The organism is Peribacillus sp. TE19612, from assembly GCF_056279465.1.
Genome location: NZ_JBWCCL010000004.1, coordinates 67,143 through 86,289 on the forward strand (window position 1 = coordinate 67,143; position 19,147 = coordinate 86,289).

The 19,147-nt window shown below is 41.8% G+C and carries 22 protein-coding genes; 21 read left to right on the forward strand and 1 reads right to left on the reverse strand.

Translation table 11 applies throughout. From position 1 onward, the window contains the following. Positions 1-17: 17 nt before the first annotated feature. The 11 genes from ACZ9AO_RS08470 (at position 18) to ACZ9AO_RS08520 (ending at position 9,895) form a co-directional block, all read left to right on the forward strand. The gene (locus tag ACZ9AO_RS08470; protein WP_249594753.1) at positions 18-1,121 is read left to right on the forward strand and encodes a prephenate dehydrogenase; all 1,104 of its coding nucleotides are present in this window, start codon (positions 18-20) and stop codon (positions 1,119-1,121) included. 22 nt (positions 1,122-1,143) lie between these two features. Next, entirely contained in the window at positions 1,144-2,430 is a 1,287-nt protein-coding gene (gene aroA, locus ACZ9AO_RS08475) for a 3-phosphoshikimate 1-carboxyvinyltransferase (protein ID WP_252267000.1), read from the forward strand. Positions 2,431-2,799: 369 nt separating this feature from the next. After that, the gene (locus ACZ9AO_RS08480) at positions 2,800-4,071 is read left to right on the forward strand and encodes a tetratricopeptide repeat protein (protein ID WP_063594016.1); all 1,272 of its coding nucleotides are present in this window, start codon (positions 2,800-2,802) and stop codon (positions 4,069-4,071) included. A 41-nt stretch (positions 4,072-4,112) separates the two neighbouring features. Then, complete coding sequence (locus tag ACZ9AO_RS08485) at positions 4,113-4,664, forward strand: ReoY family proteolytic degradation factor (RefSeq protein ID WP_034307987.1); 552 nt, start codon at positions 4,113-4,115, stop codon at positions 4,662-4,664. A 161-nt stretch (positions 4,665-4,825) separates the two neighbouring features. Then, on the forward strand, positions 4,826-5,287 hold the full coding sequence (locus ACZ9AO_RS08490) for a YpiF family protein (protein ID WP_476108853.1): 462 nt from the start codon (positions 4,826-4,828) through the stop codon (positions 5,285-5,287). Between the two features lie 160 nt (positions 5,288-5,447). Then, positions 5,448-5,954 carry a Rieske (2Fe-2S) protein gene (locus ACZ9AO_RS08495; RefSeq protein ID WP_048681654.1) on the forward strand — a complete coding sequence of 169 codons (507 nt, stop codon included), beginning with the start codon at positions 5,448-5,450 and terminating at the stop codon, positions 5,952-5,954. Between the two features lie 3 nt (positions 5,955-5,957). Further along, positions 5,958-6,632: a menaquinol-cytochrome c reductase cytochrome b subunit gene (qcrB, locus tag ACZ9AO_RS08500; RefSeq protein ID WP_034307974.1), complete on the forward strand. Its 675-nt coding sequence runs from the start codon at positions 5,958-5,960 to the stop codon at positions 6,630-6,632. Between the two features lie 56 nt (positions 6,633-6,688). After that, entirely contained in the window at positions 6,689-7,456 is a 768-nt protein-coding gene (locus ACZ9AO_RS08505) for a menaquinol-cytochrome c reductase cytochrome b/c subunit (RefSeq protein ID WP_048681651.1), read from the forward strand. Positions 7,457-7,633: 177 nt separating this feature from the next. Next, positions 7,634-8,230: a lipoprotein heptaprenylglyceryl N-acetyltransferase LhaT gene (gene lhaT / locus ACZ9AO_RS08510; RefSeq protein WP_048681648.1), complete on the forward strand. Its 597-nt coding sequence runs from the start codon at positions 7,634-7,636 to the stop codon at positions 8,228-8,230. 119 nt (positions 8,231-8,349) lie between these two features. Beyond that, on the forward strand, positions 8,350-9,135 hold the full coding sequence (gene ypjB, locus ACZ9AO_RS08515) for a sporulation protein YpjB (protein WP_034307968.1): 786 nt from the start codon (positions 8,350-8,352) through the stop codon (positions 9,133-9,135). 85 nt (positions 9,136-9,220) lie between these two features. Then, on the forward strand, positions 9,221-9,895 hold the full coding sequence (locus ACZ9AO_RS08520; RefSeq protein WP_048681645.1) for a zinc metallopeptidase: 675 nt from the start codon (positions 9,221-9,223) through the stop codon (positions 9,893-9,895). Positions 9,896-10,032: 137 nt separating this feature from the next. Here ACZ9AO_RS08520 and ACZ9AO_RS08525 read toward each other — a convergent pair whose 3' ends face one another. Then, a complete protein-coding gene (locus tag ACZ9AO_RS08525) occupies positions 10,033-10,905 on the reverse strand; it encodes a YitT family protein (protein ID WP_034307964.1) in 873 nt (290 codons plus the stop codon). A gap of 132 nt (positions 10,906-11,037) precedes the next feature. On the opposite strand from ACZ9AO_RS08525, the gene ACZ9AO_RS08530 reads away from it, so the two are divergent. The 10 genes from ACZ9AO_RS08530 to panD all read left to right on the forward strand — a co-directional run bounded on the left by ACZ9AO_RS08530 (position 11,038) and on the right by panD (position 19,106). Beyond that, positions 11,038-11,433: a nucleotide pyrophosphohydrolase gene (locus tag ACZ9AO_RS08530; protein ID WP_476108854.1), complete on the forward strand. Its 396-nt coding sequence runs from the start codon at positions 11,038-11,040 to the stop codon at positions 11,431-11,433. Then, entirely contained in the window at positions 11,426-12,226 is an 801-nt protein-coding gene (gene dapB / locus ACZ9AO_RS08535; RefSeq protein WP_048681640.1) for a 4-hydroxy-tetrahydrodipicolinate reductase, read from the forward strand. Before ACZ9AO_RS08530 ends, dapB begins: the two co-directional genes overlap by 8 nt. 18 nt (positions 12,227-12,244) lie before the next feature. Beyond that, entirely contained in the window at positions 12,245-12,670 is a 426-nt protein-coding gene (locus ACZ9AO_RS08540) for a methylglyoxal synthase (protein ID WP_048681639.1), read from the forward strand. After that, complete coding sequence (gene bshB1 / locus ACZ9AO_RS08545; protein ID WP_054400281.1) at positions 12,654-13,364, forward strand: bacillithiol biosynthesis deacetylase BshB1; 711 nt, start codon at positions 12,654-12,656, stop codon at positions 13,362-13,364. Before ACZ9AO_RS08540 ends, bshB1 begins: the two co-directional genes overlap by 17 nt. Positions 13,365-13,371: 7 nt before the next feature. Beyond that, entirely contained in the window at positions 13,372-14,511 is a 1,140-nt protein-coding gene (gene bshA, locus ACZ9AO_RS08550; RefSeq protein ID WP_251540813.1) for an N-acetyl-alpha-D-glucosaminyl L-malate synthase BshA, read from the forward strand. Between the two features lie 13 nt (positions 14,512-14,524). Then, complete coding sequence (locus tag ACZ9AO_RS08555) at positions 14,525-15,709, forward strand: CCA tRNA nucleotidyltransferase (RefSeq protein WP_251540812.1); 1,185 nt, start codon at positions 14,525-14,527, stop codon at positions 15,707-15,709. Further along, a complete protein-coding gene (locus tag ACZ9AO_RS08560; protein WP_048681627.1) occupies positions 15,694-16,674 on the forward strand; it encodes a biotin--[acetyl-CoA-carboxylase] ligase in 981 nt (326 codons plus the stop codon). The genes ACZ9AO_RS08555 and ACZ9AO_RS08560 overlap by 16 nt, the downstream gene beginning before the upstream one ends. Before the next feature lie 342 nt (positions 16,675-17,016). Further along, on the forward strand, positions 17,017-17,853 hold the full coding sequence (panB, locus tag ACZ9AO_RS08565) for a 3-methyl-2-oxobutanoate hydroxymethyltransferase (RefSeq protein WP_251540805.1): 837 nt from the start codon (positions 17,017-17,019) through the stop codon (positions 17,851-17,853). Beyond that, positions 17,850-18,698: a pantoate--beta-alanine ligase gene (panC, locus tag ACZ9AO_RS08570; RefSeq protein WP_057276302.1), complete on the forward strand. Its 849-nt coding sequence runs from the start codon at positions 17,850-17,852 to the stop codon at positions 18,696-18,698. Before panB ends, panC begins: the two co-directional genes overlap by 4 nt. 24 nt (positions 18,699-18,722) lie before the next feature. Continuing rightward, positions 18,723-19,106: an aspartate 1-decarboxylase gene (gene panD / locus ACZ9AO_RS08575; RefSeq protein WP_476108855.1), complete on the forward strand. Its 384-nt coding sequence runs from the start codon at positions 18,723-18,725 to the stop codon at positions 19,104-19,106. The last annotated feature ends 41 nt before the right edge of the window (positions 19,107-19,147 follow it).

Here is a 19,147-nt window from a genome sequence, read left to right on the forward strand (position 1 = left end):
ATGCGGGGGAGAGAAGAGTGAAGGGTAAGGTTTTTGTAATAGGTTTAGGTCTAATAGGCGGATCATTGGCCATGGCTGTACGCCATGCGCATCCTGAAGCCGTGATTGTTGGTATGGACCTAAGTGAAAAGAATATTCAACTATCGATGCTATTGGGGATCATTGATGATTCTGTATCATCTTTGGAAGCGGGAGCATGTGAAGCTGATTTGATTCTACTTGCTGTGCCTGTCAATGAAACCGTGAAGATTTTAGCTCAATTGGCTGATATGGATTTAAAAAGTGATGTCCTCATATCTGATGCAGGAAGTACGAAGGATACAGTCGTTAAGGCAGCGAAACCATTGATAGATAAAGGGGTGGCCTTCATCGGGGGGCACCCTATGGCCGGTTCCCATAAGAGCGGCGCTGCGGCAGCCAAATTACATTTATTCGAACATGCATTTTATTTGCTAACTCCCGGGGATTCCATCAAAGAAGAAAAGGTTGAGCAGCTGAAAGGGTGGCTGCAGGGGACAAGAGCTAACTTTCTTATTGTTAGTCCTGCCACACATGATAAGCTGACTGGGGTCATTAGTCATTTTCCGCATATTGTCGCATCGGGGCTCGTTAAGCAAGCAGAAAATTACAGTAAGGAAAACAAGTTGATTTCAAGGCTCGCAGCAGGTGGATTCCGGGATATTACCAGAATCGCCTCAAGCAGTCCGGAAATGTGGCGTGACATTTTGTTACATAACCGGGATGTGCTGCTTGAATTAATGAATGATTGGCTGAATGAAATGGAGCATATAAAAGGTCTGGTTGCGAATGAAGATAGTGAAGAAATCCTTCGATTCTTTACCGATGCCAAGATTTTCAGGGATGATTTGCCGACACATGCGAAAGGCGCCATACCAGCGTTTTATGATTTATATATCGATATACCGGATTATGCCGGAATAATTTCTGAGATTACCGGATATTTGGCACAAGAAGGTATCAGCATTACAAACATAAGGATCATTGAAACCAGGGAAGAGATATACGGTGTGCTGGTCATCAGTTTCCAAACGGATGTTGATCGCATAAAAGCTGCGGAGTGTATTTCAAGACATACAGATTATGAAACGATCCTGGCATAATAATATAGGGAAGGATGGTTTTATGAATACTAAAAAATTACAAACGAACATCCAAACATTGCGTGGTTCGATTGCCATACCTGGAGATAAGTCGATCTCCCATCGTTCGATAATGTTTGGAGCCCTTGCCGAAGGGGAAACGACAGTAACTAATTTTCTTCCAGGAGCTGATTGTTTAAGTACGATTTCCTGTTTTAAACAGCTTGGAGTCCATATTGAACAAGATGGCCAGCACGTCAAAATTGAAGGCAAAGGTTTTAATGGATTAAAGGAACCTGAATCAGTACTGGATGTCGGAAATTCTGGTACCACGATCAGGTTAATGATGGGCATATTGGCAGGACAGGATTTTTCAGCCGTTTTGGCAGGTGACGAATCGATAGCCAAACGTCCAATGACCCGGGTAGTCAACCCTCTTCGTCAGATGGGAGCAGCCATTGATGGCCGAAAAGGAGCAGAATATACTCCCCTTGCCATAAGAGGAGGCAAATTACAAGGGTTTCGCTACGAATTGCCTGTAGCGAGTGCACAGGTGAAATCTGCGATAATCTTGGCTGGTTTACAGGCAGAAGGTGAAACGATCATTATCGAACCGGAAGAGACCCGTGATCATACAGAACGAATGATCCAGGAGTTTGGCGGAAAAATCGAAAAAGACGGCCAAACGATTAAAGTAAGCGGAAATCAAGTCTTCAAAGGGACGGCCATCCATGTGCCGGGTGATATTTCTTCGGCAGCTTTCTTCATGGTGGCTGCAGCGATTACGGAAAATAGTGAAGTGGTATTAAAGAATGTGGGCCTTAATTCGACAAGGACTGGAATCATCGAAGTCATGAAATCGATGGGGGCTGATATCACGATAGAGAAGAAGACGAGCGAGGGCGAACCTGCAGGTGACATCACGGTCAGAAGCTCCCGATTAAAAGGAACGACCATCAGCGGTGATTTAATTCCCCGTCTCATCGATGAAATACCGGTAATTGCTCTTCTGGCGACACAGGCAGAAGGGGTAACGACAATCAAGGATGCAGCAGAATTAAAAGTGAAAGAGACGAATCGAATTGATACTGTTGCAAATGAGCTTTCCATCCTGGGGGCAGATATAACCCCGACAGCAGACGGATTGATCATCAAAGGCCGTAAAGCCCTGAATGGAGGTACGGTTACAAGCCATGGGGATCATCGTATCGGGATGATGCTTGCTGTAGCGGCTTTGATAACGGATGGGGAAGTGGAACTTGCCGACCCTGATGCCATCGATGTATCGTATCCACAATTTTTTGGGCATTTGACGCAATTGATAAAGTAAATATAAAAAAAGTTTACATACCTTTTTTGGTCTGTAAACTTTTTTTAAATGCTTAAAAGTGTTGAAAGCGCTAACATCAGGGCTATTTTGTACCTGTATTGATCATGAAAATAATGAAAAAGGGGTTCATGATCAAAAAGGAGATTTACCGAAGCGTGGAGAATTAACTAGTAACCTTTTTTTAATGAGAATGGGAGGGGACTTCATCGATGGAATACAAGGCTGCAGTATGGTAAACTAATGAATACTGTTTACTATGCATCTCGCGATTACATGGTATTTTGTTTTTAATGGCAGAATATGTTACATTATGGCGTGAGTGTGTATGACTAGGGACCAAGTCTATCATGCAAAAGGAAGGATTCAACAATGAACACAGTGGAACAAGTTATACAGCATTTAAAAAAAGGGGAATTAACAGAAGCTCTTAAACATATAAATCGAATTAAATCATCAGAGTCAGCAGAGGACATTTTATTGCTGGCCGAAGAAATGCTCCAGCTTGGCTTTGCGGAAGAAGCAAAGGATCTTTTTGAACATCTGCTGCAACTCTATCCCGATGAAGGAGAATTGATTGTTTCGTTGGCAGAAATCCTGATTGATATGGACCAGGAAGATGAAGCGATGCTGATGCTTGAAAAAGTAAGTGCAGATGATGAAGTATATCCAAGTGCTTTGCTTTTGGAAGCGGACCTTTATCAATTACAGGGAATGGATGAGGTCAGCGAACGGAAATTACTGCAGGCTAAGGAAATGCTTCCAGATGAGGTCATCATTGATTTTGCACTAGCTGAACTGTTCTTTCATCAAGGCAGGGATCAGGAAGCCATTGCAAATTACATAAAGGTTTTGGAACAGGAACAAGAAATCGCTGGTGTTAATGTCAATCAGAGGCTTGCTGAAGCATTAAGCAGCTCGGGCAAGTTCGAGGAGGCCCTTCCGCACTTTGAGAAGGCCTTGAAGGATGGACTTGAAATCAATACTTTATTTGAATATGCATTTACAGCTTTTCAGGCAGGTCTTTATGAGACAGCCGTACGAAAGTTTATTGAACTGAAAGAATTAGATCATGAATATCATTCACTATATTTGTACCTGGCAAAGAGTTATGAACATCTTGAAGATCTCGAAAATGCCTTGAAAACGGTCAAAGAAGGAATCAAGGCTGATGAATTCAATAAGGAACTTTACTTCTTCGGTGGTAAAATAGCCTTGAAAAGCGGTCTTGACGAAGAGGCTGAAAATCTATTTAAAGAAGCACTTGCCATTGATCCGGGATATCTGGAAGCTGCACTCACCCTTTTGAAATTGTATATGCACCAAGAAAGGTATGAAGATGTATTGGAGTGTATAGGTGAAGTAAGGCGATATGGAGAGGATGATCCTCAGTTTGACTGGATAGCTGCTGTATCTTATCAGCATACCGAACAATTTAAAGAGTCATTAACCAGCTATCATAAAGCATATAATTCATTCAAGAGCAATCAAGATTTCCTTGAAGATTATGGTTTCTTTTTAATTGAAGAAGGAGACAGAGCCACATCTAGAGAAGTATTTAATAAGCTGCTTGAGATGAATCCGGCGAATGATGAGTATGCAATGATTTTGGAGCGGCTAGGTGAAAACACAGAGGAAATGTAGATAAGCGAAACAAAACTAAATCAAGACAGAGGAGGGAATTCATGGTGGCTGCCCCTGTTTCTGTGAATGAGAAGAAGGATTTTATTCGGTGGTTCTTAAATCATTATCAACTGAAACGAAGAGAATGCGTGTGGATATTGAATTACTTAATGAGTCATGATCAACTGATGAAAAAGGTTCATTTTGTAGAAAATGCACAATATTGCCCACGTGGACTGATTATGTCGACACATTGTGTGGATGAGGTCCCTTTCAGGTTCTATAAGTCCAATATCATGACGACCGATGCAGAGAAATCTTTTCATGATATCCGTTTAAATCGGGATGAAGACATTTATATTCAGCTTAATTTTAAATCGTCTTACTCTTCCTATCAATATGCAGCGGTACTCGAGCACAATCCCTTCATGCCGAAATCGACGGCATCGAATGAAAAAGATCAGCTGCTAGCTGAACAATTTTTAGAAAGAAGCATGTTGTATTTTCAAAGGGACCGTCTGCTTAAGGAAATCGATGAAGCGCTTGATAAGCATGATGAACAAGCATTTAAGGATTTAACCGAACAATTGAATCAATTGAAAGTACTTGGATGAAATAAATTGACCTTTCCGTAATCAGGAAAGGTTTTTATTTTTTATAAAACATTGATAAAATCCACATTTTTGTAAAGACTATGGGTATATGGTAAAGATGTTATAAAAATAATGGTAAAATGATAAGGAGTTGATTCAAAAAATCGGGAGTGAAGAAAAAAATGAAGTGGACAGCAAAAGATCTTGACATGTATATGCAGTCAAAAGAGTATGTGGATACCGTTTTGATTCCTTTGGTTCCCCTATCTTTTAAAGGGCAAATGAAGCAAACGGGCTCAATGAATGAATTTCTTACCATTTTAAGCTTGGAAATTGAAAAGCAGATGAAAGGTAGAATTCTTTTATTGCCGACATTTCATTATTTAAGTGATGAAATGGATAAGGTTGAACGGTTAAAGCGTTGGGCCAATGAAGTGAAAGGAAATAATTTCGAGCATGTTTTCTTTCTTACATCGGACTTCGAGTGGAAAAAAGAAGAGCGGGAATTAGAGAATAATTTAGTATGGATTCCTGCCATTCCCTTGGAAGGGCTTGAAATTGAACAAGCAAGGGAAATGATTAACCAGCAAGTTCTCCAAATCCTTGATATTTTCTCTTATAATTGGAAAAATGAAAAAAAGTAGGATTTTTCGCATTATTTGACACATAGTTGCCACCTTTTGGGTTTTACAAATATTGACCTTGGTAAATTATTGAGATATCATGGAAATGTCCTAGTTTTATAGTGTCGCTATTTATTGGTCCTTTGGGCTCTCAGTATAGTAATAGAGGGGGGGAAAACGCATGAGCAAGCATAATGTTTCACGACGTCAATTCCTTAATTACACACTTACTGGCGTTGGTGGATTTATGGCGGCCGGTATGTTGATGCCTATGGTTAGGTTTGCAATTGATCCTGTATTATCAGCTGATAAAGGCGGGGATTACGTTGCAACTAAGCAGAAGGTAGGTGATCTGACTACCGAACCGACCCGTGTCGACTTTAGTTTTAAACAGGTCGATGGGTGGTATGAGTCTGAAGAAACAAATACAGCTTGGGTTTACAAAACGGATGATGGTAAGATCGTTGCTTTATCTCCAATCTGTAAACATTTAGGCTGTACGGTAGGGTGGAATACGGATAAGACTAATCCGAATCAATTTTTCTGTCCTTGCCATTATGGCAGGTATACGAAAGATGGGATTAATGTGAAAGGGACACCGCCGGTTTCACCATTGGATGTCTTTGACACGAAAGAAAAAGATGGAATACTTTATTTGGGTCAACTAAAACCGCACGGGGAGGCGTAAACATTGCTAACAAAGTTATATGACTGGGTGGACGAGCGTTTAGATATTACGCCGTTATGGCGGGATATTGCTGACCATGAGGTTCCTGAACATGTTAACCCCGCACATCATTTTTCCGCATTCGTATATTGTTTTGGTGGGTTAACTTTCTTTATTACGGTCATCCAAATCTTGTCAGGCATGTTCTTGACGATGTACTATGTCCCGGACATTAAAAACGCTTGGGAATCTGTTTATTATTTGCAAAATGAAGTTGCCTTCGGTCAAATTGTCCGTGGTATGCATCACTGGGGAGCAAGTCTAGTTATCGTTATGATGTTTTTACATACTCTTCGTGTCTTCTTCCAGGGAGCTTACAAAAAACCGCGTGAATTGAACTGGATGGTCGGCGTATTGATTTTCTTCATCATGCTGGCATTAGGCTTGACTGGTTATTTATTGCCATGGGATATGAAAGCGCTATTCGCAACGAAAGTTACGTTGACAATTGTCGAATCGGTACCGTTGATGGGACCGGCACTCAAGACATTGATAGCAGGAGATCCAACCATCGTTGGAGCACAGACATTGACACGATTCTTTGCAATTCATGTATTCTTCCTGCCTGCAGCATTATTTGCATTACTAGCGGCTCATTTCCTGATGATCCGAAAACAAGGTATTTCAGGTCCACTATAAAAGAATGGTGAACCAAGAACCAAAAAAACCTTTTCATAAAGGAGGGGAATTGTTCTATGCATCGTGGGAAAGGTATGAAATTCGTAGGTGACTCGCGTATCTCCGCGAACCGTAAACCGAATATTCCGAAAGATTATTCAGAATATCCTGGGAAAACTGAAGCATTTTGGCCTAATTTCCTTTTAAAAGAATGGATGGTAGGAGCTGTATTTCTTGTAGGGTATCTTTGCCTGACAATCGCACATCCGTCACCATTGGAAAGGATAGCAGATCCTACAGATACAGCGTACATTCCGCTGCCAGACTGGTATTTCCTATTCCTTTACCAATTACTTAAGTATACCTATGCTTCAGGTCCTTATAATGCAATCGGGGCCCTGGTAATACCTGGTTTGGCTTTCGGAGCGTTGCTCTTGGCACCTTTTTTAGATCGTGGTCCAGAGCGGAGCCCGGCAAAACGTCCTTTTGCTGTAGGCTTCATGCTATTGGCAATTGCCGGCGTATTCTATTTGACATGGGAGTCTGCAGCTCACCATGATTGGGAAGCTTCCAAGAAACAAGGAGCGATCGTGGAAGGTGCAGACATTGATAAAGAGAGCGATGGGTATAAACTGATGGATTCCAGTGGCTGTATTAGCTGTCACGGAGCAGAGTTAACTGGTGGAGCAGGAGCGCCAAGCTTAATTGACACAGGCTTAAGTCCAGAAGAAATCTCTAAAATCGCAGTCAAAGGCCAGGGTGCCATGCCAGCTGGCATGTTCAAGGGTACAGATGAAGAATTGGCAACATTAGCTGAATTTGTATCTGGTTTATCGACAAAGTAATATAGCCATCAACATCAATTTCTATCATAGGCTGTAAATGAAGCTGACGACTACGGTTGTCGGCTTTTTTATTGGTAAATTGAAGCGTATATGAGAAGAAATTGAAATGAATACTTGGTTTTCTGGTTGATGGCCTGTAAAATGAATATACTTGAGAATGTAAGTGAGGGTAAAAGAATGAATGTTATTTACAGTTTGCTTGCAAGCCGGCAAATGCTCGCTTTGTTATTATTAATAAATATATTCGGTACTGCCTATGGATATTATTGGTACGGTAGTCAATTGGAAAACACTCCGGCGATTTTTTTGGCATTTGTACCGGACAGCCCGACAGCTAGCCTGTTCTTTGTATTTGTTTTATTGGGGTTCCTGTTAAGAAGGAATTTCGGACTTATGGAAGCGTTGGCAATCATGACACTATTCAAATATGGAATATGGGCGGTTGCAATGAATTTGATGACCTTCTTGACAACCGGTTCATTGCCATGGGAAGGTTATATGTTAATGGCTTCTCATTTGGGGATGGCGATACAAGGGGTATTATATGCACCATTTTATCGAATAAAACCTTGGCATTTGATAGTGGCTGCAATTTGGACCATACATAATGACATAATCGATTATGTTTTTGAAATGATGCCAATTTATCGTGATTTATTGGTATATATGAATTCGATAGGTTATTTCACTTTTTGGCTCAGTATACTATCCATTTTTGTCGGCTGGTACTTTGGATATAGAAAAAAGCGGACCACCCTATCCATCATCCATTAAAAAGTTAACTCTAAATACAGCTTTGTAAAAGCAGGGTTAACTTTTTTATGTTGAACGAGGTCTACTCATGTTTTTTCTTTCATATCGTTTTAGTAGAGATATGAGGAGGGACGAGTAGCATGTTGAAAAAATTCATATTAACCATTGCTGTTTTATTTGTCGTCTTACATTTCCCTGTCTATGCAGAATCCTCTTCAAGTTTGGAGCAATTAGATAACATTTCCGATAGAGCCTTGGAAATGACCAAGTTGAAGCGATATGGAGATTCGGAAAAGATGCTGACGTTTTTTTCTGACCGGTTTTTAAAAGAGACAGCGAAAGAGCAGATCCTTGACATGGACGAACTTCGAATTATCACTGTAGCTCATAATGAGGCGTTGATGACAATAAAGGATATGAACAAGGGAGATTCCGAAAAGGTTAATTCTGTTACAAAGTTCCGGCTTGTTGTTGATGCGGTCAAGTCTACCCATCAGCCCCTTTGGACAGAGATGGAGGATCAAATGATGAATTCCTTCCAGCAGACAAAGAATGCCGCGATCAACCAAGACACAATTACCTTCAATAGCCAATTGAACTTATTCCTATCACAATATGAAATGATATATCCAAGCTTGAAAGTCGACCTTTCTAAAGAAACGATGCAGCAACTGGACACGAGGATTCAATACATCAACCAATACCGTCCGGAGGTAATCAGTGATGGAGAAAGTCAAAAGGAACTGGATGCGTTGCAAAACGAACTAACCTCCATTTTTGATGATATGGGGGAAGATGATGCAGATCCTTCCCTTTGGTGGGTCATCATATCGACAGGCTCAATCATCATCATGACGCTTTCTTATGTAGGCTGGAGGAAATATAAAGGTGATAGGGAAAAACCAAGGAAAGAACATAATGATTAAAAAGACAGGGGAAGAGAACACTATATTTGACACGGTAGCCGTCAATCCATAGAATTAAGAGTAATAATAGTTATAGGAGGATACCATGTATTTCATTTATTTGGCGATTATCATTTTAATCCCGATTTATGCACAAATGAAAGTGAAAAGCACATATAAAAAATATTCAAAGGTATCGGCCTCTTCCGGTATGAGCGGTGCTGAGACGGCGCGGGCCATTTTAGATCAAAATGGTCTGTTCAATGTCAGGGTCGAAGAGACACCTGGTATGCTTTCTGACCATTATGACCCAAGGGATAAAACAGTGCGTTTATCATCGGATAACTATCACGGCCATTCAGTTGCCGGTGTAGCGGTTGCAGCCCATGAAGTTGGACATGCGATTCAAGATAAAGAAGCCTATGCATTCTTGCGTTTCCGTCATGCATTAGTACCGGTAGCTAATTTTGGCTCTAACATATCTTGGATTTTGATTTTAATCGGGATGTTAGCTTCAATTCCTGGGTTGCTATTGGCGGGTATCGTATTTATGGCCGCCGCTGTATTGTTCCAAGTGATAACCCTGCCGGTTGAATTCAATGCCTCTTCTAGGGCGATGGATCAACTCGTTTCCGCCGGGGTCATCCGGAATGATGAAGAACGGGAAACGAAAAAAGTATTAAGTGCCGCTGCGATGACTTATGTTGCTGCCGCTCTTGTAGCCGTACTGGAATTAGTTCGTCTTCTGCTTATGTATACAGGAATGAGGGAAGAAGATTAATGAGAAAAGGACACCATCTTGGGATGGGGTCCTTTTTTCATTTTTAAGAGTATTTGCTGCACATTGCTAATAAAATTCAGTTGGACAGGGCAACATTCATAAGGGTTGCATTCAATCGGTATGCCACAGTCAATGGATCACCTTTCAATGGGATTCTTGTTCTCATCAAGGGTAAAGCCCTCACCCAATACGTCATGAACTTCACTGACTGATACAAATGCATGAGGGTCCACAGAAGTTATGGCATTTTTTAAGCGGACTAACTCATTTTTCCCAACAACACAATAGAGGACTTCCCGGTCATTGCGTGTAAAGGACCCATAGCCCCTTAATACAGTTACGCCCCGCTCCATATCATTCATGATTTTTTCTGCAATTTCCTTGTTTTTATCGCTAATGATCATTGCACCTCTAGCAGCATAGGCTCCTTCTTGCATAAAGTCGATTACTCGGGCACCTATAAAAACGGCAACTAGGGTATACATCGCTTGCCGGTAATCCAGGTAGGTAAGGATGGACAGGCCAATGACGACGGCATCAAAGATGAACATGGTCCGACCCATGCCCATCCCTAAGTAACGATGGGCAAAACGGGCAATGATATCCACTCCGCCTGTTGTACCGCCGTAACGGAAAATGATGCCCAGGCCGACACCAACCGAGACCCCGGCAAACAATGCCACAAGCATCAAATCATTACCAAGATTAATTTCAAATTCGTATCTCTCGAAAACCCATAGCCAAACGGAGAGTCCAACCGTTCCGATAATCGTATAAAAGAAAGATGTGCGCCCTAAATATTTCCACCCGATTAAAAATAAAGGAATATTCAAAATCAAATTAGAATAAGAAGGATTTATCCCGATAAGTTGATATATAATCAAGGTGAGACCGGTGAATCCGCCCTCGGCCAAGTTGTTCTGCATGTTAAAATGCACGAGGCCAAATGCGAATATTCCAGCCCCAAAAAGGATGAATATGATATTTTTCAATTTTAAGCCCAAAAGCATGTCCCATACCTCCAAAGGTTTGCATAGCATTAATTTACTTATTATAACTAATTAACCAACTATGGGCAATTTTGATTCGCAAACGTATCTGTTGTCATCTGTTTCACTTTTAGCTAACATGGAGAAGGTATGATGTTTGAAAACGAAAATCAAGAATGGGTGACTCATATGGAAAAGCAAAAGACGATCCAACAAATGCAAGCGGAAGTCGACCAATACATAGGACAATTTAAAGAAGGATATTTCAGCCCTCTCGCCATGCTCGCCCGCATGTCTGAAGAACTTGGGGAATTGGCTAGGGAAGTCAATCATTACCATGGTGAAAAACCAAAGAAAGCGACAGAGGAAGAGAATACCATTGAAGCGGAATTGGGGGACATGCTTTTTGTGTTGATTTGTTTTGCCAATTCTTTAGGGATTGATCTTCAAAACTCGCATGATTTGGTCATGGAAAAATTTACAATCCGCGATAAAGATAGATGGACAAGAAAAGAAGAGGAAATGGAGGAGGAAGGTAAAGATGAGTAAAGTGAAAGTGATTGTAGCAGGTCCACGAGGCAGAATGGGAAATGAAGCGGTGAAGCTTGTACATAGGACAGAAGGGTTTGAATTGGCAGCTGTCATAGATCGCAAGCATAACGGGGAAAGCCTTTCCGCAATAGAAGGTTTTCACGGGATCGAAGCGCCGGTTTTTTCTGATATAAATGAATGCTTTTCTTCTGTAGAGGCAGACGTATTGATCGATTTGACCACACCGGAAGTCGGCATGTTCCATACCGAAACGGCACTTAATCATGGCATCCGCCCTGTAGTGGGAACGACTGGTTTTACAAAAGATGATTTAGCAAAGCTGGATTCATTGACAAAAGAAAAAGGCATTGGTTGCATCATCGCGCCAAACTTTGCAATTGGCGCCATTTTGATGATGAAGTTTTCCCAAATGGCCGCAAAGTATTTCCCGGATGTGGAAATCATAGAAATGCACCATGATCAAAAACTGGATGCACCTTCTGGAACTGCTTCCAAAACGGCAGACATGATTGCAGCGGTACGTGAAACAAAACAACAGGGGCACCCTAATGAAAAAGAAACCATCCAGGGGGCAAGAGGTGCAAATGTAGATGGCATGCATATCCACAGTGTCCGTCTACCGGGACTCGTTGCCCATCAACAGGTGCTTTTCGGAAGTGAAGGAGAGCTATTGACGGTTAGGCATGATTCCTTTAATCGAGCTTCGTTCATGTCAGGAGTCAAACTTGCTGTCGATACCGTCATGAAATTGGATGTTCTTGTATACGGCTTGGAAAATATTATTGAATAGGGATCAGGAGGATTTACGATGAAAATTGCCTTAATTGCCCATGATATGAAAAAAGAAGATATCATTCAATTTGTTACAGCCTATAAAGATGTATTTGAGCAGCATGAATTATTTGCAACAGGTACGACTGGGAAACGAATCATGGAAGAAGTATCACTGCCTGTCCATCGTTTTCATTCAGGACCTCTTGGCGGGGATCAGGAAATAGGTGCAATGATTGCACGTGGAGAAATGGACATGGTCCTATTTTTCCGCGATCCTTTGACATCACAGCCGCATGAACCTGATGTATCGGCGCTTATCCGCCTATCAGATGTATATGAAATTCCCTTGGCAACGAATATGGGCACTGCAGAAGTGCTCATACAAGGTTTGAAACATGGATATATGGACTGGCTAAAACTAAGGCAAAAACAAGGTGAGATAAATGATAAACAAAAGTAACATAGATATCCTGGCTTTCGGGGCACATGCGGATGATGTTGAAATCGGAATGGGTGGCACGATCGCTAAATATGTGCAACAAGGCAGGAAAATTGTCATTTGTGATTTGACAAAAGCTGAAATGTCGTCCAATGGAACCGTTCCATTGAGGCAAGAGGAAGCCGATAAGGCTGCTGAAATCCTTGGGGTGAAGAGGATTTCCCTTGATCTACCCGACAGGGGCCTATACATGAAGGCGGAATACATAAATCAAATCATCAAGGTCATTCGCCAATATAAACCTGCACTTGTATTTGCCCCATTTTTGGAAGACCGCCATCCCGATCATGGTAACTGTGCCAAATTAGTGGAGGAAGCAGTTTTTTCGGCAGGAGTAAGAAAGTATATGGAAGAAGAAGGCATGGATTCCCATCGTGTCCAAAATATGCACTATTATATGATCAATGGGTTTCACAAACCGGACTTCGTCGTGGATATCACTTCTACAATATCGAAAAAGCTGGATAGCCTTAGGGCATATGGGAGCCAATTCGAAAAAAGTCAAGTATCTGTAGAAACACCGTTAGTTAATGGCTATATCGAGACTGTAGAGGCACGGGAGCGGATGTTTGGCAAAGAAGTGGGTGTCGCCTTTGCGGAGGGATTCATGACAAAAAAACCGTTACTTATCGATGCCGACTTGTTAGGAGAATAATAATCTTATGAAATTAAAAATTGGAATTACCTGTTACCCGACAGTTGGGGGTTCTGGTGTCGTAGCAACTGAATTAGGTAAGATGCTTGCAGAAAAAGGACATGAAATACATTTCATTTCTTCAAGCATCCCTTTTCGCTTAAATAAGATGTACTGTAATATTTTTTATCACCAGGTTGAAGTGAACTCATATTCAGTCTTTCAATATCCACCATATGACCTGGCGCTTGCGAGCAAGATGGCGGATGTCGTAAAACGGGAGAAATTAGATATCCTACACGTTCACTATGCAATTCCACATGCTGTTTGTGCGATTCTTGCAAAGCAGATGTCAGGTAATGAAGTAAAGATCGTAACTACACTGCATGGTACAGATATCACTGTTTTGGGACAGGATCCCTCATTGACCAATTTGATTAAATTCGGCATAGAGCAATCAGATGTCGTTACAGGAGTATCTAATTCCCTTGTTCAGCAAACGCACGAATTAATCGCACCGGATAAGGAAATCAAAACCGTTTATAATTTTATTGATGAAAGAGAGTACCGTAAAACCGATTCCGATTACCTTAAGGATGAATACGGAATCAGGGAAGATGAAAAAGTGATCATACATGTTTCTAATTTCCGTTCGGTCAAGCGAGTGAAAGATGTCATCCAGGCGTTTTATTTAACTCAAAAGAAAATGCCTGCAAAGCTACTGCTCGTTGGAGACGGGCCGGAAGTGACAACCGTATTGAAATTGGCTAAAGATCTTGGAATCGATGATTGTGTCTTGTTCCTTGGTAAGCAGGATAACCTTGCGGAATTATATTCAATCAGTGATTTGATATTCCTGTTATCGGAAAAAGAGAGTTTCGGACTTGTGCTGCTCGAGGCGATGGCATGTGGAGTTCCTTGTATCGGGACGAATATCGGGGGAATACCCGAAGTCATCGTTGATGGGGAGACTGGTTATATTTGTGAACTGGGAGATGTCAAAATGGTTGCTGAAAAAGCGATTGGACTTTTAAGCGACCCGAGTTTACATAAACGCTTTTCTGAAGCTGCGCTTGAAAGGGCCAATACCGATTTTCATAGTGATACGATTATGTCAGAGTATGAAGCCATCTACATTCAAGCACTTGAAGGTAAATCCATGGAATAGGGAGGAGTCGCTGATGGATCGATTATTCTTGAAATCAGTACCCATTCTGGAATTGATTGAAGAAGCAGGATATGAGGCTTATTTCGTTGGCGGCTCTGTAAGGGATTATATCCTTGGCAGGCCCATAAACGATGTGGACATCGCTTCTTCCGCCACACCCCAGGAAATCAAAAGGATTTTTCCTAATACGGCTGATATCGGTATCGACCACGGTACAGTGCTTGTCATTACGGATACGGGTACATACGAAATTACGACGTTTAGAACGGAAAGCGGGTATTCGGACTTTCGCAGGCCCGATGCCGTAGAGTTTGTCCGTTCTTTGACCGAAGATTTGCAAAGAAGAGATTTTACCATGAATGCAATAGCAATGGATAAGACCGGAAAGATCATTGATCCATTTAATGGTAAGCGCGATTTGGCACAAAAAAGGATTATCACGGTTGGTAACCCGCATGAAAGGTTTCATGAGGATGCATTGAGAATGATGCGTGCTTTAAGGTTCGTCAGTCAACTTGATTTTGAACTGGATCATGAAACCTTTGATTCCCTTAAAGAGAACGCCCAGAACATCAGTGAAATCGCTGTCGAAAGAATCCTGGTTGAATTTGAGAAACTAGCGGCCGGCTCTAATAAGATAAAGGCTTTCTCACTCTTGCTTGAAAGCGGATTATATCAATACCTGCCTCTATTCTCAAGTAAAAAAGAACATCTAATGGACTTACTGAACCTGCCGCTTCATCAACTGAATGCGGCAGAAATATGGTCTATCATCATGATTCACACAAAGGATCAGGAAATCGAAGAGGCTTTGAGGGCATGGAAGCTGCCATTGAAAACCATAAGAAACGTTCAACGTACGATAAAGCTGGTGAAGAGTAAGGAACCAGCAGCCATCGATGTATTTCAGGCAGGTCATGGCATAACGGTACAAGCTGCTAAAGTCAGAGCTGCACTGAATGGCGGGAATGTATCGGATGCTGAAGAGAATGCACACCACCGCTATAATGGACTTATTATAAAACAAATGTCGGATCTTGCCGTCACGGGGACGGATTTATTGATTTGGCATCAAGAAAAGCCAGGTCCATGGGTCAAGGAATACTTGGAAAAAATATTGAAAGCTGTCTTGAATGAAGAATTAAGAAATGATAAAGAAGAAATTAAGAGGTGGCTGGTGAAATGCAATCTGAGTTAAGAACAAAGCTGATGGAAGCCCTCTCAAAAGCGGATGGTGCGTTTATATCCGGTCAGGAAATTGCTGAATACATTGGCTGTTCACGCACAGCGGTCTGGAAGCATATAGAAGACCTGCGCAGTGAAGGGTATAATGTCGAAGCTGTTAGGAAAAAAGGCTACCGGATCATATCGGCGCCGGAAAAAGTGTCCGAGAGTGAAATACAACTTGGCTTGGAAACAAAAACGATCGGCAAAATGATCCATTATCAGGAAACTGTGGAATCCACTCAAAAAATTGCGCATCAACTAGCAAATGAAGGTGTTCAGGAGGGAACCCTCGTCGTTGCCGAGGAGCAGTTATCCGGAAAAGGAAGGCTAATGAGATCTTGGCATTCCCCAAAATTCAGCGGGATATGGATGAGTCTGATCCTAAGACCAAAAATTCCGATTCATGAGGCGCCACAACTTACATTATTGGCCGCGGTCGCTGTAGCTCAGGCTATAGAGGATACCACTGATTTGAAGCCGCAGATAAAGTGGCCGAATGATATTTTGGTGAATCGCAAGAAAGTGGTGGGCATCCTGACGGAGATGCAGGCGGAGTCAGATAGGATCCATTCTGTCATTATCGGAATTGGAATGAATATCAATCAGCAATTGGAGGATTTTCCTGAAGAACTGCAGGAAAAAGCGTCTTCCCTTCTCATAGAAAGTGGAGGGACGGTTTCAAGGTCCAAGGTCATTCAACGAGCATTATTTCGTCTTGAAAATTTGTACGAACTCTATTTGGATCAAGGGTTCATGCCTATAAAGGATTTATGGGAGAGTTATGCAATCAGTCTTGGACAGGTAATCAAAGCCAGTACCGTTAATGACACGATTGTCGGAAAGGCATTGGGCATAACGGATTCAGGCGTTTTACTTCTCGAAGACGGAAAAGGTACCGTACATTCGATATATTCTGCAGATATTGAAATTCAGTAGATTTTTGTCAAATTCGTGAAAATTAAATAGAAAATTTTCATTTTGCTTGATATAATGCAAGTGGGCAGTATCTTATTTGAACTGCACCCCCATAAATACCAAATTATTTGAAAATCTGCCTTGATCCAGAGAACTGGACTGGGACGGAGGGATGAAACTTCTGATGAAACAAAGGGATTGACTAAAAAGCTAAGTGCTGTTTATTGATCGAATTGTGGCTTTTCATGCCATTTTTCGTAGCGAAACAGATACTTTTTTAGTCAGTCCTTTTTTTGCGCATGAATGTATAGACACCAGTTTTCGCTGATGTTTTCATCTCCTCCATTAAAAGGAGGAAACGTAATGAAATTGTCCGGAGATTTTTTGAAGATGAAACAAAATCAAGAGAAGATTGTGATGCTCACGGCTTATGATTACCCGTCAGCAAAGTTAGCCGAACAATCAGGTGTAGACATGATTTTAGTCGGTGATTCTTTAGGAATGGTCGTATTAGGGTATGACTCAACGATTCCAGTTACGGTGAATGACATGATCCATCATACAAAGGCAGTAAAACGCGGGGCGCCAAATACATTTGTCGTGACGGATATGCCCTTTATGAGCTATCACCTATCTATGGATGAAACACTGAAGAATGCAGCCCGCATCATGCAGGAAGGTCATGCGGATGCCGTGAAGCTCGAGGGAGCGGATGATGTTGTTGAAAAAATATCAGCATTGACAAAGGCAGGCATCCCGGTTGTAGCCCATCTTGGATTGACCCCTCAATCCGTCGGCGTTCTGGGCGGATATAAAGTGCAAGGAAAAGATGCAGAAAGTGCAGCACAGCTCTTGGAAGATGCGAGAAAGTGTGAAGCAGCAGGGGCGATGCTGGTAGTTTTTGAATGTGTTCCATATCAAGTGGGGGAACTCGTCACACGGAACCTCAAAATTCCAACCATTGGAATTGGGGCAGGCGCAGAAACGGATGGTCAAGTCCTCGTTTACCATGATGTCATCAAGTATGGGGTAGACCGGCTAGCCAAATTCGTAAAAGTTTATGGAGATGCAAATGAACTGATTGGCCAATCGATTACAAGCTTTGTGAATGAAGTGAAATCTAAAGATTTTCCGTCGCAAGAACATACATTCACGATGAAGGAAGAGCAGCTTTCTGAACTTTACGGAGGAAAAAGATGAAAACTTTTACATCAGCAGCTGATTTGCAATTGGCACTTAGAGAGGAAAAAAACAATCACAAAAGCATTGGCTATGTAGCGACAATGGGGTTTTTGCATGAGGGGCATGCAACCCTCCTGGAAAAGGCACGCAAAGAAAATGATATTGTGGTATTGAGTATTTTTGTAAATCCGATGCAGTTTGGACCGAATGAGGATTTTGAAACATATCCACGGGATTTGGAACGGGATGAAAATGTCGCTGCCAATGGCGGAGTGGATTACCTCTTCTATCCAACAGTCCATGAAATGTACGGTGAAGAACCATCTGTGAAAGTTGTTGTCCAAAGCAGGACGGATGTTTTATGCGGGAGACAAAGGCCTGGACACTTTGATGGTGTAGCGACAGTCTTAACGAAATTCTTCAATATCATCCTTCCCGATAGAGCTTACTTTGGAAAGAAGGATGCCCAGCAAGTTGCCGTGATAGATGGCCTGATCAAAGACTTCAATTTCCCTATCCAGCTTGTTGCAGTAGATACCGTACGCGAGGAAGATGGGTTAGCGAAGAGCTCGCGAAATGTGAACCTGTCAGATCAAGAACGCATGGAGGCTAAAGAGCTGTACCAAAGTTTATTGAAGGCCAAAGAGGCGGTTGAATCAGGTGAAAGAAATGCAGCTACCGTCACGGCTCTAATTAGTGAACATATTACTGCCCAAACAAGTGGCGTGATCGACTATATTGAAGTCTATCAATACCCGGAACTTAAACCACTTGAATCACTGGCAGGAAACATCATCATTGCAATGGCTGTAAAGTTCAAGCATGCAAGACTAATTGATAATATCACCTTATATATAGAATAAATCATAAGATCAGGGGGAATTTAGATGTTTCGAACGATGATGAATGGAAAAATCCACCGTGCACAGGTAACTGAAGCTAATTTGAATTATGTAGGCAGCATTACGATTGATGAAGATATAATAGATGCGGTGGGCATTTTGCCTAATGAAAAAGTCGCCATCGTGAATAATAATAATGGTGCAAGGCTTGAAACGTATGTGATTGCGGGTGAACGGGGTAGCGGTGTCGTGTGTTTGAATGGAGCGGCAGCAAGACTGGTGCAGCCGGATGATATCGTGATAATCATTTCTTATGTGATGGTTTCTGAGGAAAAACTAGGAGATCACAAACCAAAAGTTGCGATCATGGATGAAAACAATAGAATCATTGATTTAATTTCAAACGAACCTGCAGCTACAATCATGTAAGCGGAGGGCCGGCACATGTGCATGAAACATGCATACAGGTG